Origin of the sequence: Absiella sp. AM29-15, from assembly GCF_003434225.1 — a bacterium.
GTDB lineage: Bacteria > Bacillota_I > Bacilli_A > Erysipelotrichales > Erysipelotrichaceae > Hoskinsella > Hoskinsella hominis.
In genome coordinates this window covers 235,346-251,456 of record NZ_QVFL01000002.1, presented here as the reverse complement: position 1 = coordinate 251,456, position 16,111 = coordinate 235,346, and the positions used below count along the sequence as shown (strand labels likewise).

General features: G+C 32.9%; 17 protein-coding genes. 5 read left to right on the top strand and 12 right to left on the bottom strand.

Annotated features, from left to right (window positions below; genetic code table 11):
* Window positions 1-9: 9 nt before the first annotated feature.
* The 12 genes from DW761_RS03275 to DW761_RS03220 form a co-directional block, all read right to left on the bottom strand.
* Window positions 10-1,053 (bottom strand): acyltransferase family protein, encoded by a 1,044-nt coding sequence (locus DW761_RS03275; protein ID WP_117516408.1) that lies wholly within the window; start codon window positions 1,051-1,053, stop codon window positions 10-12.
* Window positions 1,054-1,110: 57 nt separating this feature from the next.
* The gene (locus tag DW761_RS03270) at window positions 1,111-1,950 is read right to left on the bottom strand and encodes an ABC transporter ATP-binding protein (protein WP_117452987.1); all 840 of its coding nucleotides are present in this window, start codon (window positions 1,948-1,950) and stop codon (window positions 1,111-1,113) included.
* Window positions 1,951-1,962: 12 nt separating this feature from the next.
* Entirely contained in the window at window positions 1,963-2,781 is an 819-nt protein-coding gene (locus DW761_RS03265) for an ABC transporter permease (protein ID WP_117452986.1), read from the bottom strand.
* A gap of 140 nt (window positions 2,782-2,921) precedes the next feature.
* On the bottom strand, window positions 2,922-3,875 hold the full coding sequence (locus tag DW761_RS03260) for a DMT family transporter (protein ID WP_117516407.1): 954 nt from the start codon (window positions 3,873-3,875) through the stop codon (window positions 2,922-2,924).
* Between the two features lie 271 nt (window positions 3,876-4,146).
* A complete protein-coding gene (locus DW761_RS03255) occupies window positions 4,147-4,872 on the bottom strand; it encodes an SWIM zinc finger family protein (protein WP_117516406.1) in 726 nt (241 codons plus the stop codon).
* Window positions 4,873-4,886: 14 nt separating this feature from the next.
* Window positions 4,887-5,894, bottom strand: coding sequence for a hypothetical protein (locus DW761_RS03250; protein ID WP_117516405.1), 1,008 nt, complete (start codon window positions 5,892-5,894; stop codon window positions 4,887-4,889).
* A 70-nt stretch (window positions 5,895-5,964) separates the two neighbouring features.
* Entirely contained in the window at window positions 5,965-6,150 is a 186-nt protein-coding gene (locus tag DW761_RS03245; protein ID WP_117452982.1) for a hypothetical protein, read from the bottom strand.
* 71 nt (window positions 6,151-6,221) lie between these two features.
* The gene (locus tag DW761_RS03240; RefSeq protein ID WP_117516404.1) at window positions 6,222-7,199 is read right to left on the bottom strand and encodes a glycosyltransferase family 2 protein; all 978 of its coding nucleotides are present in this window, start codon (window positions 7,197-7,199) and stop codon (window positions 6,222-6,224) included.
* Between the two features lie 36 nt (window positions 7,200-7,235).
* Window positions 7,236-8,111 (bottom strand): collagen-like protein, encoded by an 876-nt coding sequence (locus DW761_RS21735; RefSeq protein WP_233513012.1) that lies wholly within the window; start codon window positions 8,109-8,111, stop codon window positions 7,236-7,238.
* A 28-nt stretch (window positions 8,112-8,139) separates the two neighbouring features.
* Window positions 8,140-9,225: a patatin-like phospholipase family protein gene (locus DW761_RS03230; protein WP_117516403.1), complete on the bottom strand. Its 1,086-nt coding sequence runs from the start codon at window positions 9,223-9,225 to the stop codon at window positions 8,140-8,142.
* Window positions 9,226-9,304: 79 nt separating this feature from the next.
* Window positions 9,305-9,511, bottom strand: coding sequence for a putative signal transducing protein (locus tag DW761_RS03225; protein ID WP_233513011.1), 207 nt, complete (start codon window positions 9,509-9,511; stop codon window positions 9,305-9,307).
* A 130-nt stretch (window positions 9,512-9,641) separates the two neighbouring features.
* Entirely contained in the window at window positions 9,642-10,754 is a 1,113-nt protein-coding gene (locus tag DW761_RS03220; RefSeq protein WP_233513010.1) for an RNA-guided endonuclease InsQ/TnpB family protein, read from the bottom strand.
* 490 nt (window positions 10,755-11,244) lie between these two features.
* Between DW761_RS03220 and DW761_RS03215 the strand changes: the two genes are divergently transcribed.
* The 5 genes from DW761_RS03215 (at window position 11,245) to DW761_RS03195 (ending at window position 16,087) form a co-directional block, all read left to right on the top strand.
* On the top strand, window positions 11,245-11,919 hold the full coding sequence (locus DW761_RS03215; protein WP_117452978.1) for a response regulator transcription factor: 675 nt from the start codon (window positions 11,245-11,247) through the stop codon (window positions 11,917-11,919).
* On the top strand, window positions 11,909-12,925 hold the full coding sequence (locus tag DW761_RS03210) for a sensor histidine kinase (protein WP_117516402.1): 1,017 nt from the start codon (window positions 11,909-11,911) through the stop codon (window positions 12,923-12,925). Before DW761_RS03215 ends, DW761_RS03210 begins: the two co-directional genes overlap by 11 nt.
* 141 nt (window positions 12,926-13,066) lie before the next feature.
* Window positions 13,067-13,273 carry a hypothetical protein gene (locus DW761_RS03205; protein ID WP_117452976.1) on the top strand — a complete coding sequence of 69 codons (207 nt, stop codon included), beginning with the start codon at window positions 13,067-13,069 and terminating at the stop codon, window positions 13,271-13,273.
* Window positions 13,270-14,037, top strand: coding sequence for an ABC transporter ATP-binding protein (locus DW761_RS03200; RefSeq protein ID WP_117516401.1), 768 nt, complete (start codon window positions 13,270-13,272; stop codon window positions 14,035-14,037). Before DW761_RS03205 ends, DW761_RS03200 begins: the two co-directional genes overlap by 4 nt.
* Window positions 14,027-16,087: an ABC transporter permease gene (locus DW761_RS03195; RefSeq protein WP_117516400.1), complete on the top strand. Its 2,061-nt coding sequence runs from the start codon at window positions 14,027-14,029 to the stop codon at window positions 16,085-16,087. The genes DW761_RS03200 and DW761_RS03195 overlap by 11 nt, the downstream gene beginning before the upstream one ends.
* Window positions 16,088-16,111 lie beyond the last annotated feature (24 nt).

The window sequence follows — 16,111 nt, the reverse complement described above, 5'->3', positions numbered from 1 at the left end:
ACCATTTCCTTAATCCTTTATAATTATTTTCTTTAAAAACATTGGCATTTTTATTATAAATTTCAAAAATTTATTTATAAACCAGATAATAGGTATCATGATTATAAATATAATTATTGAAGCTAATACTGCATAGACTTGATTTTTTTGAAACAAAGGAAAAAACGCTTGTAAAATGCGTAATAAAGGAATGTGTAATGCCAAAATAATTAACGTATTTTTCCCAATATATGATAAAGCCTTAAAATGCACACCACTTCTGAAAACAACATAAATTAGAACAAACGAAAAAGATAAAGATGTAATTAAAGTATACGTAAAATTCCTATATAATTCATTAGATAAATCCACTTGTTTATTTATTAAGCAAAAAAACGAAGCTATGATAACAATTGCAAGAATTTTCAAAAAGGTTTTATTAGCTAAACATTTTTGAAAGTATCTAAAATTTTTCCTTAGTATATAGCCACTACCATAATAAAACTGAGCTACTAAAGCTACATCAAGATGTAATGGAGCATCAAATTCTTCTTTTCCTAAAGGTGCAATTAAACCAGTCAAGCATATAACGCATGACATTATAAATACAGATTTATCGTCCTTTAAATAATGATATAAAGTATAATAAATAATTTGTGTCAAAAACATAGTCATTAAAAACCAAGTTGCATTAGATGGAGCTCTTACAACACTAGCATTGGAATAGAAAATACCAATTAAAACTTTTATAAATGAATCATGTGGAACCATTCCAGTTATTTTATTAATATACCACAAAGGTAAAACCAAAATATTCAACATTATATAGGGATAAACTAATTTTATAATTTTATCCTTTATACATTCTGATATCCGTTCATATTTATTTGGATTAAAAGTAAAGCCAGAGATGATAAAAAATAATGGCATATGAAATGAATATATTACTTTAAACATTAAATGTTTTTTAAATTTTAGTAAAGAATGCCCTAAAATGACTAAATACATAGAAATAGCTTTTAACTGATCTAGCCAAATTAATCTTTTTGAATTAACACAAATCGTATTATCCATAAAAACCTCCTTTTTTATCATTAGATAGAGCAAAAGCAACAACTAATTGTTGCTGCCTTATTTCTTTGAAAATAGTCTATCAAAAAAGCCTAGTTTAACATCATGTATAACACGTTGTTCAAATTTTTCTTCAAGCTTTTTTTTCTTTTCTTTATCACTTAAAGCATTATATTTATCCACATATTCAGAATAATGATCGCAAACCTCATCAATATTCCCAATTTCTACCAATTTTCCACCCTCAATCCACATTCCTGTTTTACAAAATTCTCTTACTTGTGGTAATGCATGAGATATAAAGAATATTGTTTTACCTTCCTCATCACGTAATTTTTTCATACGGTTCATACATTTTTGAGCAAACCCTTTATCACCAACTGATAATGCTTCATCTACAATAAATATATCTGGATCTAATGCCAAAGATATAGAAAATCCAAGTCTAGATTTCATTCCACTTGAATATTTTTTTACTGGTTGATAAAGAAAATCGCCTAATTCTGCAAATTCAATTACATCATCTGTTATTTCTTGAATTCTTTTTTTAGAAAGTCCCATTAAAGCACCTTTAACATTAATATTTTCTAACCCTGTAAGTTGCTGATTTAAGCCTGTATTGATAGATATTAGCGCTTGTTCCCCATTAATAGTCATTTCTCCACCATCAATATCAGAAATGCCTGCCAATATTACGGACAAAGTAGATTTTCCAGAACCATTTGTTCCTAAAATCCCGACAACATCGCCTCGTTGAATTTTCATACTTATATCCTTCAGAGCATAAAAGCTTTCATGATCATTACTTTTTTGACCATCTTTTTTTTGTAATTTATATATTTTAGAAACATTTTTTAATTCCACAGCATATTGACTACTCTCATACATATTTTTTGACATGATATCACCTCGTTAAATTAAATCAATAAATTTGCGTTTAAATTTATACATTAGCATACATCCTATACCAAAAAGCACTAATACTACACACCAAAAATATAAACCTTGAGCAGGATGTGCTAAGATTGATTTATCATAAAATACTGAATCACGATATCCATTCACTATATAGTATACTGGATTTAATTTCATTAAAGAATTTAAAAGATTATGAAAAGGTACTTTAGCATCAAAATGGCAATCCCATATAACGGGAGAAAAATACATTAACATTCGCATTAATGATGTTATTAGTTTTCTTACATCTCTCCACAACATAGTCAATACTGATAAGATCAAAGATACTGCTTCTACAAAAGCAAATGCACAAATAGCATAATATATCATTCCTAACCAATAAAAATTAGGATAATATCCGCATATCAACAATGTTACAATAGCAATTGCTAACATACATAAATGATTAAAAAATTCTTTCGCACATATTGTCGCAGGTAAAACACTTACTGGAAACTTCATTTTAGTAATAACGCTTGTTTTAGAAAATACAGCGCTACAACCATTTTGAATACAGGGTTGTATAAACCACCATGCTGCATAACCAATAACTAACCAAGGTAGATATTCAACTTTCCCAATTGGTTTTTTATGCCATGCAATTCCAAAAATCAGCCAATAAGTTAGAACTTGAATAGCTGGAGATGCAAAATTCCAAAATAAACCAAATTTAGAATCTCGCATATCTGCAAGTAATTCGTATTTTGCTATACAGAATATACGGTATAGATTTGTAAAATTTTCTTTTAAAACATATTGAATACTCTTAAACATAATAGTAACTCCTTCATCTTTTTTCATCATTGATATACAAAAATCATACACAGCCGACCATATTATACTACAGAAGACAATAAGAAACTAGAAAACTTTTAATTTTTCGTTATTTTCACATTTTCAGACTAATGAAACGCTTAATTTTTCTGATATTTCTGATTTTTTCCTTTCAAATTTACCACCATGATCCCTATTACAACAAGTAATAAAGCCATAATTCCCTGCAAACTAAAAGCCTGTGAGCCTTCCTGCAGAATAATTGCAGATAACAAAACACCAAATAATGGGTTCATAAAGCCATAGATACTTACTTTACTTACAGGATTATACTTCAACAGAATACCCCATAATGTATAGGCTACAGCTGATATAAAAGCCAGATATAATGTAATTAGATAAGAAGATAAATTACCAAAACAGATTTGTCCACCCATCACAAATCCAATTCCAGCAAGTACGATTCCTCCAATAAAAAACTGACCTCCACTCAACATGACAGGATCATCTTCATTTCCAAATTTCTTAATAAAACCACTAGATAAAGCATAAGCAACCTGCGCCAATAATACAAAGCCTTCTCCCATAATCGAAAAAGAAGCATCTAATTGGGCACCAGGAGTTATATTGATAATAACAATTCCAGCAAATCCTAAACAACATCCTATCATTTTTCTTTTACTTAATTTTTCAAAATGGAAAATAAAACTGGAAACTAAAATCGCTAAAAAAACATTCATCCCTGTAATTATCGCACCTTTTACTCCACTTGTATGTGCAAGTCCTACATAGAAGAAAAAGTATTGCCCAATTGTTTGGAATAATGCTAAAATAGCAATTCTTTTCCCACTTCCTCTTTTAAACTGAATACATCTTTTTGTTAGTATCATCTGTAGTAGTAATACCATTACACCAGCCAGCATAAAACGAATACCAGCAAACAATAGAATTGATGGTGTATCTTGTGCATTAATTTGTAGTAATGCATAACCAGTCTTGATAGATGGTGTTGCACTTCCCCATAAAAAGCAACAAATCGCTGCCAATAACAAAACTACTGGACCTTTACTTAAATATTTCTTCATTTCTACCATATGTTCTCTCCTTATTTCAAAACTTTGCTTATTATACTACAAAAATTGGAAAATTCTATCAATATATAAAAATCATTATATGAGAAAAGCGATAGAATCCCCTTATACAAGCTTTGAAATCTAATTTTTTATTTCCCCATTAACAAATAAGAATCATATCATATTTCAGCTTTTTCACTTTATATAATTAGTAATCAATTCTGATGGTGTCATATTTGACATAGAGAATAATGTTAGAACATCTTTTTAAAACACCACTTTTTCTTTATTATCAATCATCACAATATCTATTAAATAATTCTTTTGCTTCTGCTTTACGTTTTAAAGGCTCATTCAGTAAATATTCAATCAATGTAGATATAGATTGTCTACAGTCCTTATTTTCTAATTCCGTTAACGAAATAATCAGTGAAAACAATAAATCTTCTGATTTTTCGTTATGATGTAGATCCTGATAAACCTTGTCAATATCTTCATCTAGTAAACCTTTGACAATCTTTGCGCCTCTTTCATTTAATGTAAAGCATCTGTTTAAACAGAGCAGCATCTGTAATCTTAATTCAACTGATTCTACTTCTTCTATTTCATCATATAATGTATCCAATGTTTCATCATAATCTCCAAATTCTTCATCCACATCATATTCTGCTTCTGATACCCTTAATGCAAATTCCTCTAATTCCGTAACATCTAATGAATAAGGTTTTTTCATCACAGGTAATTGAGGATGATCTTTCAAATACATCAAAGCAGCAATCTCATGTTTACAATCATCCATATACTCACAATTACATTCTAAATCTTCTTCTCCACCATCAAAATGAATGATTACTGTATAAAGAATTGTGCCTTTTACCTTGCATATGACAGTTTTTTCATCGAATTCATAAGCTTCTTTGACTTCACCTTCTTCATAAAGTTCTATACCTCTACTCCAGATTTTCCCCTGAAATAGATTGAATACATGTTCTGGCAACGTAAATGTGTAATACTCCATATGCCTTATCTCCTTTATCTTTTTAATTGTTTAATATCTACTTGTAAATCTTTGTAAGAATAACCATATTTTATACACCAGCCAATACAGGCTAAAGTGATTTCGTTTTGTTCATAACACTCATAATCCTTTAAGATATTATATTTTCGAAATGCATCTTTACAGTTGCGAAATGCTTTCCTACCATAAAAGCAATTATATAAATAATCTGTATCGTAGCGATTAGGATTTAGTCGATCAATAAACCGTTTTAATATTTCTTTCTTATCCAATTCTATTCGATATATTTCATCTTCTTCATCAATATCCATATACATCATATCATCATCTGTATAAAACGATTTTGTTGTTTCATCATAATATCCGTCATTTCCATAAGATGTTAATTGCATTGATGCTTCCAATATCATGGTATCTATCTGTTTTAATTTCATATTTTTAAATGATGGTATCTTCTGTTTAGGAAACATTTTCTTGATTCGCTTTAGTAATTCCATATCAGTTTTATTTTCTGTTTCATATGCTTCTATATAACAAAGATAGTAACTTAATAAATCAGTTGCATATAAATACTTCAAATCATCAATGGTATCATAATGAAAATATGTACAGGTTTGTTCAATTTGATCAATGAATGATGGCAGCATTTCATGTGCTAAATACCAATTGCTTTCTTCATATTCATAATCTCCATTCAAAAAGCTGCAATCTTCACTGATATTATCAAAATATCGATAAGGCAGCTTATCGCTTCGACAAGCAAGCGTTAGAATAGAATCCAGCATTTGATGTTTATTTATCATCGAATATTCTTCATCAAAACCTGGAAACATACAATCTTTTGAAAAAAGTTCTTCCATTGCATCCTCAACATTTGAAAATCTTTTAAGATGTTGTATACAATCTTCTTCATCTTTAAACAAACGCATATGGATCAAATATTGTATGGCATCTTTTGTATTCATTTGTGAAATCATTTTTTTTAAGTTTTCCTGCTGTTTGAAAAAGTCATGTTCTTTCATATACGTATACTCCTTTTCTAAAATTTATCGATTATCTTTGTATGCTTCATTTGTTCTTCAAAATTCATTATTATTCATACTCTTCATAATCCATATAGTTAGAAATAACATCTATTTGATGATATTCCCTAATCACTTCCTCCATCATATTTTTGCTTGTAATTTTATCATATCTAGTTACATTTTTGATTAATGTTGCTTTGACATCATACATTTTTTCCTTAGACCACTTATTTACCGTATCTAATAGTTTCATAAGTATTCCTCATTTCTTGTATAGCTTTATAGTATCACAGAAACAAGGATTCCATTAACAAAAAAATAATTTCATTCTATATTAAGCATTTCTTTACAAATCGCAATTCTTTTTTTAGGAAATTCATCATAGCATTCCCTTCGCACAAATCCTCCACTTTCTAAATTCATCTGACAATGTATAGCTGCCTCAAACCAGTACATTGCCTGCATCCACTGTCCTCGATCAAACAAATGCTGACCTATATCACAACATAGTTCTGCACGTGGAACATCATATAAAAAACTTTCAAAATAACAACGTAGGGCATCTTCTTCCTGATTCACATAGTAACAGCAATACCCCATCATCTCACAGGCATCAATATTATTTTCAATCCAGCCCTGTTTCCCATTTAAAAAGGCTTGGAATTGATCAATTGCTTCTGCATATCTTTGATGATAGTATAATTCTCTTGCATAATAAAATTGTTCTCTTGGTGAGAAAGAAACACCTTTTTGTATCAAACCTTCAAATATTTTTATATTACGATCAGGGTCTGCCACATGTTCTTTGCGATGTGTAATCGCAATGTCTTCATATTGCAGTTTTCCTATCAAAGGAATCACTTCATGAATCACTCCCTGCCACTTTAAATGACTATTGGCATTGATCAAACGCTCCCGATAATACGTGAATACAGGATTCCCGTCTTGATCGAATGCGGTATGATATTTCATCAATACGATATCCACATCTAATGTCAGACGTTGTTTTAAATCTTTGATTTTTTGTATATCCTCATCTAATATGACATCATCCGCATCTAACCACATCCTGAAATCCTTTGTTGCTTTCTCAAATGCGAAATTTCTTGCCTTACTAAAATCATCGCACCATACAAAATCAAATACCTTATCCGTATATGTTTCCGCAATTTTACGACTTTGATCATCACTTCCTGTATCAACAATAATCATTTCATCTGCGAATTGTTTTACACAGTTTAAGCAGCGTGCCAGGACATCCTCTTCATTTTTTATAATCATACAGACACTGATTTCTATCATATCCATCCCCCTATGTACAGGCAGGTTTCCCTGCCCTTATGCATTGATCTGATATGCCACCAGATAGGCATTCACGGTATTATTGCGACAGCATAATGTGATACAGTTTTGACTATCCGCAAGCAGACCTAATTCATCTCCCTCATTTAATGTAAGAATACATACCCCACTGACAAGTGTATTCTCACATATTGCTGGCATTCTGCTTTCTTCTATCAACATGGAATGATTTAACTCCAATGCGATGCTATCTCCATCACATGGTGCATTTCCAATCAACATACCATATTGGACCACATAAGTGCCTGGCTGATGAATGATTAAACTTTGAAAATCATTTGATACGCCTAATCCATAGTTGATATTACTGACATCAAAAGCTACTGGTGCTTGTGAACAGGCTTCTTTTCCACTATAGGAATATAACGCTCCACTGGCAAATTGTGGCATAACTGCAGACTCTCCAGCAGGACCTGTTGCTCCCATGACACCTTGTGGTCCTTGTGCACCTGTTGCTCCAGTTAATCCCCTAGGGCCTTGTAACCCCATAGGGCCTGTTGGTCCAGGAATCCCCTGCATACCAGGTGTGCCTTGTGGACCTGTTACCCCTTGTGGACCTCTTGGGCCTTGTAATCCTTCTCTACCCTGTTGTCCTTGTAAACCACGCGGACCTTGCGGACCACGTGGACCTCTTGGACCCATTGGGCCTACACAACAGGATGACTGTGTACAATTCTGTTGAAAATCATCATCAAAATCATTGTTAAAATCATTGTCATAATCACAATTGCAGCCACAATCACAGCAATCCTCACATCCGCAATCATACTCATATCGATTCTGATACATAGCATGTCCCCTTTCTTGTGAAACACTTCTTTGCTGTTTCAATTTACTATATGCCTGATTCATAAATGTGTTCCTGTCCTATATTTTCCGCCTATGCAAAACAGCGCAATAAACACTCTGTCAACGTTTCCCCATGTTTCGCAATCATATCAAAATCCTCCGGTTTTACCCTTGTTAAGGTTGTCTTATAATCAGCTACTTTCTTTACATCCTGATCATTTAAAGCAGATACCAGTAATTCATCTTTTTGATTTTGTGTCAATTGACAATGATCTAATATTTCATCAACATGTGCATTGATTTTGATATACAGTCCTCGATGATACATTTGAAAATAATTCATAACACTTCTGCTTTTTAAAGATTCTACCTGATCCATATTGATATCTAATAACCGTTTTAAGTTTTGAATAGAAAAACTCATATGCCGGCTTTGATGTTCAATATTGCCAGAGGCGTTGCTTATAATCAAATAGTCAATATCATCAGAAAGACCTGGATGTTCATCAATATGAAATAAGGGATCTAAGCCCATATTATCGTAAACCCCACCATCCCATAAATGTAAGATTTGATCTTGTGGAATGATTGGATTTGCATGATCATCTACCCAATGGTAATCTTTGGTTTTTAATTTATACGGACCAATGAACACAGGAAAACCTGCACTTGCTGCCATGGCATGTGTCAACATAAAATGAGGCTTTACGACATAGCCACTTTGTAAAGAACCCATCTGTGTGGTATCCATACGAAAATCCTTTCCTGTTTCATAAGCGGTTGTATTGATTGTCCATTTGGGATAGACAAAAATATCTTGTAGACAGCCACTTACTTTCCAGCGTTTTTCCATTACATTCGCTAACAGATTTACTTTCTTATCCCAATAATAAGGTTCTACGATTAAACGCAATATCGCATCCCATTGGATATCTTTTTGTGTAATCATCGCTTTAATTTTAGGCAATACAGAAGTTAAGAATACATCATCATTTGGCCAACAGTTTCTATTACAGCCATAAATCAAACCCATACAAATACTTGCGCCTGATACGGTAGAAATATGGGATACCTGAGCTAACATCTTATGCTTCGCCAAGGCTTTTAAAACACCCAGATGAAATACTGCTGCACGCATGCCTCCACCGGATGATGCCAATCCTATTCGCTTTTTCATTATTTTCACCTATTGCATTATATGAAAGCATCTTTCACATGTACAAAAAAGCTCAATCCAATGGATTGAACCTCCTGAATCATTCATGCTTTGGAAATAATACTTCTGTGACAAATCGTTGTGCTTCCTCAACATCTTTTTCATGCACATACAATTGATAAGCATCGCCTAACTCATCATAACCAAATTCTGATTTCGTCGTACGTACCAGATATTCAATATTCTCTTTATCTAATATTTCCTTTACCCGCTCTAAATTTTCTTTGGTATATGTGGAATATACCACAATTCTAGTGACGTACTCCCACCACTTATGCAAAGCATAGAAGTGGGGGCTTCTTGTTCGATGAAACTATCGTTTCAAGCATTCGCAAGCTATCCCCGCTCGTCCTTCGGTTTTTTTTTATTATCCTTCATTAGATACTTTCCAGTATCCGTTTTCCTTCTTCTCTTAGATTCTTTGCTGCATTCTCATCTCGGTCTGCTTCATATCCACATTTTGGACAGATATATCGTCGTTCTTTTAATTCCATCTTTTGTTTTGATCCACATTGATGACATATCTGTGAACTTGCATACCATTTATCTACCTTGACTAAGACTTTCCCTTGTTCTTCTAGCTTGTATTCCAGCATCTTACGAAACATTCCAAATCCATTGTCTAATAGATTCTTTGCTAAATGAAGTGCCTGACTCAATGCTTTCATATCGATATCTTCTACAGCGACATAATCGTAAGAATTGGCTATCTTCCTGCTTTCTTTGTGTAGAAAATCTTTCCTTTGATTAGCGATATGTAAATGTAGTTTTGCAATCTTTGCTTTTTGCTTGATGTAATTGTTACTTCCTTTTTTCATCTTTGATAGTTTCCTGTTTTCTCTTGCCAGCTTTCTTTCACTGACACGATAATAATGTGGATATCCACAATGATTTCCTTCACTATCTACATACAGTTCTTTTTGAGAATAATCTAAGCCAATACCTTTGGTTATCGGGCATTCGCGTATTTCTACTTCTTCTTCAAATAGAATAGATACATAGTATCTGTCTGCTTGTCTGAATACAGTTACTGACTTTAAACTGCCTTTTGGGAGCCTATGAAGTTTTATCTTGACTTCGCCCATTTTGGGAAGCTTGATATACATCCTGTGATCCTTATCTGATTCAGTGATTCTGATGTTATGATTTACGCAATTGGTCGTATAGCTTGCTCTGCACTTATGCTTACATTTGAACTTAGGAAATCCGATATCAGGTTCATCAAAAAACTTTTTGAATGCTGTTTCTAGATTTATCTGTGCATTGGTAAGTGCCATAGAGTCTGCATCTTTTAAGAATGGATATTCTGCTTTATATGGTGCAGGTGTCAAACGGATAGACTTTTTGTTTGTTTCATAGTACTTTATTTTATCTTCTAGCAGTTTGTTGTAGATAAAACGTGCACATCCGATATTCTGTTCGATCTTTTGTGCTTGTTGCTGTGTAGGAGCGATAGCATATTGATATCCTTTTCTCATCTTAATCATCATGTTGTTCACCAAGCTTTCCTTGTTTCTTGATGTAATAAATAAAAAAGACTGAATGTATATTACTATCTAATTGCACTATAATCACCGTCCTTAATTATAATCGACTGACCATACTGCTACCAGCTAATTGATGAGCAAATTATAACACAGAATAGTTGTGATAGCTATAAAAAAAAGAAAAAAACGATAACAAAAATTACATATTGCTGCATTCACGCCCACAGGGTGCACAGAGTGTCCCACCACTTACTTATCGCCGTTGAAGTGGGGGACTTCTGCCTGCTTTTGGTTAAATATTGTCAACATGTATGTGACCCCCTTTTTTTCCTTTGATTCTTATATCTTCATTATACACTTGATTTTGTAAAAATTCTTTAAAAAACAATCAAATAATGAATTACTTTCTATTTACGTAAGAATGGAAGATTTGTATGAGAAAATAGAAAAAGCATCAAAACTTGTGTATAATAAGAACAGGTGGTGAACTTATATGTATAAAATAATGATTATAGAGGATAATGAAAAAATAAGAAATGAATTAAGTGATTTTTTAGGTAAAAACGGTTATGAAACACTTGCGCCTGATGATTTTGAACATGTTATGGAAACAATCCATCAACAAAAACCTGATCTATTATTACTGGATTTAAATCTTCCAGTATATGATGGTCATTTTATCTGTCGTGAAGTACGTAAAACCAGCAATCTGCCAATAATTATCGTCACAAGCCGTGATTCTGATATGGATGAATTGATTTCCATGAATTTAGGTGCAGATGATTTTGTGACCAAGCCTTATAATCTGCAGATTCTGTTAGCAAGATTATCCCGCGTGCTTCAAAGGACCTATGAACATGCCAGCAGCAACATCTTATCTATTCATGATATTGCTCTTGATGTTAGTAAAAGTACCCTTACCTATCAGGGAAAAACAATTGATTTAACCAAAAATGAGCAACGCATCATGCATTGTTTGTTTCAGAATAAAAATAAAATCGTATCCCGCAATGAGCTGATGCAGCATATGTGGGATTGTGACTTGTTTGTGGATGATAATACTTTAACTGTCAATATCAACCGTCTGCGTAAAAAGCTGGAATATCTTCGTTTAGATGATCTGATTCAGACAAAACGTGGTATGGGGTACATCATTTATGAAGACTAGTGCCTATATTAAAGAAAAGCTATATTTGATATGCATTGCTTTTTTAACATCATGTATTACCATATTATTTCTATCCGCAATCAACGTCAATCATGAAATGATCTTGGTGGTATCTTTCCTGTTTTGGGGAATGGTGCTTGCTATTTTGATTATCGAATATCTTCGACGTGTGGGTTATTATCGTCGTCTACAAGAAACCCTTACGCAACTAGATAAAAAATATCTTATCACTGAAATCATGGAAGAACCTCTATTTATGGATGGAAGGATCATGTATGATACATTAAAAATTGTTGATAAAAGTATGAATGATTATGTAAACAGCTATAAGATCACACAAAAAGAATACAAGGAATATGTCGAGATGTGGGTACATGAAATTAAAACACCACTGGCTGCCGCAAAACTGATTATTTCTAATAATCCAAATGAAGTTACACATAGTATCTATGAGGAAATTGAAAAGGTGGAAACATATGTTGATCAGGCGTTATTTTACGCCCGCAGCACTTCTGTGGAAAAAGATTATGCGATCAAAGAAATGCAGCTTGCCCCAACGATTTCAAAGGTGATTCGTAAGCACTCCAAAACCTTTATCTATGAAAAAATCAAAATCACATTAACAGATCTGGATAAAACGATATACAGTGACTCTAAATGGCTGGAATTTATATTTGATCAAATTATCACCAATGCTTTAAAATATACTCCATCACAAAGTGGTGAAATAAAAATCTATACAAGTGAAGAACCACAAATGACTTATGTTCATATACAAGATAATGGTATAGGAATCCCTGCAGCAGATCTGCCAAGAATCTTTGATCGTGGCTTTACTGGAAATAATGGAAGAAAGAATGAAAAAGCTACCGGTATGGGATTATATTTATGTAAAACCCTGTGTGATAAATTATATCTAAAGATTTCCGCATCCTCTGTGCCTTCAAAAGGTACCACAATCACCATTGGTTTTCCAGCAAGTGATATGTATCGAATGCATTCATAATCATAAAATTTTAAAGTTATGGAAGGGAAAATCACACCCTTCCTTTTCTTCCTTACAAGAATGTAAGGATAATGTAATAGACATCCATGGAAGAACTTTTCAGAAACCATTAAACTATAGGTGTAAGGAAGGTGAACCAAAATGGAAGCACTATGGAAATATCGTTTTGAAATTTGTATCGCCTGCTCAGGAGCTTTGTTATTTATCAATATACTGCTGCCTGATTTTCTAAGTGATGGCATCAATCTTTGTATGTTGTTTCTATTTCTGATGTCCATCATCCTATTGAAATTATCAACAATCAATGAACATTTGAAAACTAAAATTCATCAAGGAGGAAATTTATGAAAAACATTTTATCAGTTGAGCATATTGAAAAGTATTATGGTAATAAAGGAAATCTGACAAAAGCCGTCGATGACATTTCTTTTCAGGTAGATGAAGGAGAATTCGTCGGTGTCATGGGACCTTCTGGTTCTGGTAAAACAACCCTGTTAAACTGTATATCTACCATTGATACGGTTACCAGTGGACATATCTTCATCAATGGTTCTGATATTACAAGTATCAAAAAGAATAACTTAAGCAAATTCCGTCGAGAAGAATTGGGCTTTATCTTTCAGGACTTTAATCTGTTGGATACATTAACTGCCTATGAAAACATCGCTATCGCTTTAACCATTCAAAAAGTCAAAGCCAGTGAAATCGATCGTCGTATCAAAGAAGTTGCGATGAAGCTGGATATCATGGAAGTCTTGCAGAAATATCCTTATCAAATGAGTGGTGGTCAAAAACAACGTGTCGCAAGTGCGCGTGCCTTAATCACCAACCCAAGTTTGATTCTGGCAGATGAGCCTACTGGCGCATTAGATTCTAAAAGCAGTCGCATGTTGTTAGACAGTATGGAAAAATTAAACACAGAATATAACGCAACGATCATGATGGTTACTCATGATGCATTTACCGCATCTTATGCACACCGTATTCTGTTTATCAAAGATGGTAAAATCTTTAATGAATTGATTCGTGGAGAAGATTCCCGTAAAGAATTCTTTAACCGTATCATGGAAGTTGTGACATTATTAGGAGGAGAAAACGGCAATGTACTTTAAACTTGCCCTGCGTAATGTCAAGAAAAGCTTTCGGGATTTCTTGATTTACTTTATCACACTTGCCTTCTCTGTATGTCTGTTTTATATGTTTAATTCTTTCCAGGAGCAACAATATGTCATGCAGCTAACCACGGCACAGACAGATATTGTGGAATCTTTATCCCGAATCATGAGTAGTCTGTCAATCTTTGTGGCAGTTGTACTGGCTTTCTTAATCTTATACGCTAACAATTTTCTGATCAAAAGACGTAAAAAAGAACTTGGCGTATATACCTTGCTGGGTATGCCAAAACATCAGATTTCACGTATTCTGGTGTATGAAACATTCTTAATTGGTTTATTGTCTTTGATATCCGGCCTGATTATCGGCTTTTTCCTATCACAGCTGCTTACGGTTGTGACAGCTCATTTATTTGAAGTACAGTTGAACTATACCTTTGTCTTTTCCTTTAAAGCTACCATCATGACTGTCTTGTCTTTTACACTTATTTTTGTGGTAATCATGTTCTTTAATTCCTTTATACTGAATCGTTACCAATTGATTGATTTATTAAATGCTGATAAAAAACACGAACAGTTAAAAATCAAAAATATCTGGGTATCTGTACTAATCTTTATTATCTCCATTATTTGTATCGGATGGGCATATTATAAAGGAATTCATGAAGGCTTATTAGCAATCGAACTATTAGGACCAATCATTCTAGCAGGAAGTATTGGTACAGTATTGTTCTTTTTATCACTGGCAGGTTTTATGTTGACAATTCTACAAAACAGTAAGAATCTTTATTTCCGTAATCTGCACTGCTTTATCGTTCGTCAGATTCATGCTAGTGTCAATAGTAACTTTTTATCCATGAGCGTGGTATGTATTATGCTGTTATTAAGTATTGGCGCATTATCCTGTGGAATCAATATGAGTAGTATTTTAAATAAAACAATAAAATTCTCTACTCCTTACGATTATACATATACCAATCATATGCATTACTATGATTATGAAAAAGATGAATTTGATTTATACACAACTTCTCCTTTAAATATTGAAAAAGCTATTGATGATATTCACTTAGATCCATCATATATTGCATCTAAAACGATAGCCCGCACATATATGGATAAAGATTTATCCACTTCAAATCCAGTATTTATTGATCATATTAAAAAACAAGATATCAAAGATTACTTTAAAAATCAGATTGGCTTTGTGGAAATTGTATCCCTGCATGACTATAACACAGCACGCCAGGCTTATGGTATGGATCCCATTCAATTAAAAAATCATGAGGCTTACTTATATAGCAATTATGAAATGGTCATGGATGGTGTAAAAGAAATTATATCTAAACATCCTGAAATTCCTGTATTTGATCAAAAAGTTAAAGTCGTCAATGATGACTTTGAACGTGTATCCTTATTTACAACCGTGGATAATGGTTCCATGGAATATATGACGCTTGTTGTCCCTGATGCTATAATCCCTGCCAATGCGATTATACATGATGAATATTGGAACGCAAATCTAACAGATAAAATCACACCAGAAAAATTTAGCACATACTTTAAAGATCAGATGTATAAAACATATGATGTTCCTGAGGATATCCATCGTTTCCTACAGGAATATTACATAATGGATAAAGATAATGTTTATCAATCCAGTAAAGGATTATCCGTAACCTTTACTTATATAGGCATCTATTTAGGTATCGTATTTATGATCGCAAGTGCTGTGATTCTTGCGCTTCAGCAGTTATCTAATGCGGATGAAAATAAAAAGCGTTATCTTATCCTAAATAAAATTGGTACGGATCAAAAGATGATTAATCGTACAATTTTCTTAGAAATTGCAGTATATTTCTTACTGCCACTGCTGCTTGCCATTGTTCATAGTATCGTTGGTATTCAGATTGTGAATAATATTATGGTTATGTTTGGAAAAGGAAATATCTTTGTATCTGCTCTGTTTACCGCTGGTATCATCGTTTTAATCTATGGTTCTTATTTCTGTGTAACCTATATTGGATATAAAAACATTTTGAAGTCTTAGCAAAAAAGTGCAAAAAAATTGCAC

Coding starts and splice junctions, on each gene's coding strand:
- DW761_RS03275 (WP_117516408.1), bottom strand. CDS start 1,053: ATGGATAATACGATTTGTGTTAATTCAAAAAGATTAATTTGGCTAGAT.
- DW761_RS03255 (WP_117516406.1), bottom strand. CDS start 4,872: ATGGAGTATTACACATTTACGTTGCCAGAACATGTATTCAATCTATTT.
- DW761_RS03205 (WP_117452976.1), top strand. CDS start 13,067: ATGGAAGCACTATGGAAATATCGTTTTGAAATTTGTATCGCCTGCTCA.
- DW761_RS03270 (WP_117452987.1), bottom strand. CDS start 1,950: ATGTCAAAAAATATGTATGAGAGTAGTCAATATGCTGTGGAATTAAAA.
- DW761_RS03200 (WP_117516401.1), top strand. CDS start 13,270: ATGAAAAACATTTTATCAGTTGAGCATATTGAAAAGTATTATGGTAAT.
- DW761_RS03195 (WP_117516400.1), top strand. CDS start 14,027: ATGTACTTTAAACTTGCCCTGCGTAATGTCAAGAAAAGCTTTCGGGAT.
- DW761_RS03215 (WP_117452978.1), top strand. CDS start 11,245: ATGTATAAAATAATGATTATAGAGGATAATGAAAAAATAAGAAATGAA.
- DW761_RS03245 (WP_117452982.1), bottom strand. CDS start 6,150: ATGAAACTATTAGATACGGTAAATAAGTGGTCTAAGGAAAAAATGTAT.
- DW761_RS03210 (WP_117516402.1), top strand. CDS start 11,909: ATGAAGACTAGTGCCTATATTAAAGAAAAGCTATATTTGATATGCATT.
- DW761_RS03260 (WP_117516407.1), bottom strand. CDS start 3,875: ATGGTAGAAATGAAGAAATATTTAAGTAAAGGTCCAGTAGTTTTGTTA.
- DW761_RS03230 (WP_117516403.1), bottom strand. CDS start 9,225: ATGAAAAAGCGAATAGGATTGGCATCATCCGGTGGAGGCATGCGTGCA.
- DW761_RS03265 (WP_117452986.1), bottom strand. CDS start 2,781: ATGTTTAAGAGTATTCAATATGTTTTAAAAGAAAATTTTACAAATCTA.
- DW761_RS03250 (WP_117516405.1), bottom strand. CDS start 5,894: ATGAAAGAACATGACTTTTTCAAACAGCAGGAAAACTTAAAAAAAATG.
- DW761_RS03220 (WP_233513010.1), bottom strand. CDS start 10,754: ATGATGATTAAGATGAGAAAAGGATATCAATATGCTATCGCTCCTACA.
- DW761_RS21735 (WP_233513012.1), bottom strand. CDS start 8,111: ATGAATCAGGCATATAGTAAATTGAAACAGCAAAGAAGTGTTTCACAA.
- DW761_RS03240 (WP_117516404.1), bottom strand. CDS start 7,199: ATGATAGAAATCAGTGTCTGTATGATTATAAAAAATGAAGAGGATGTC.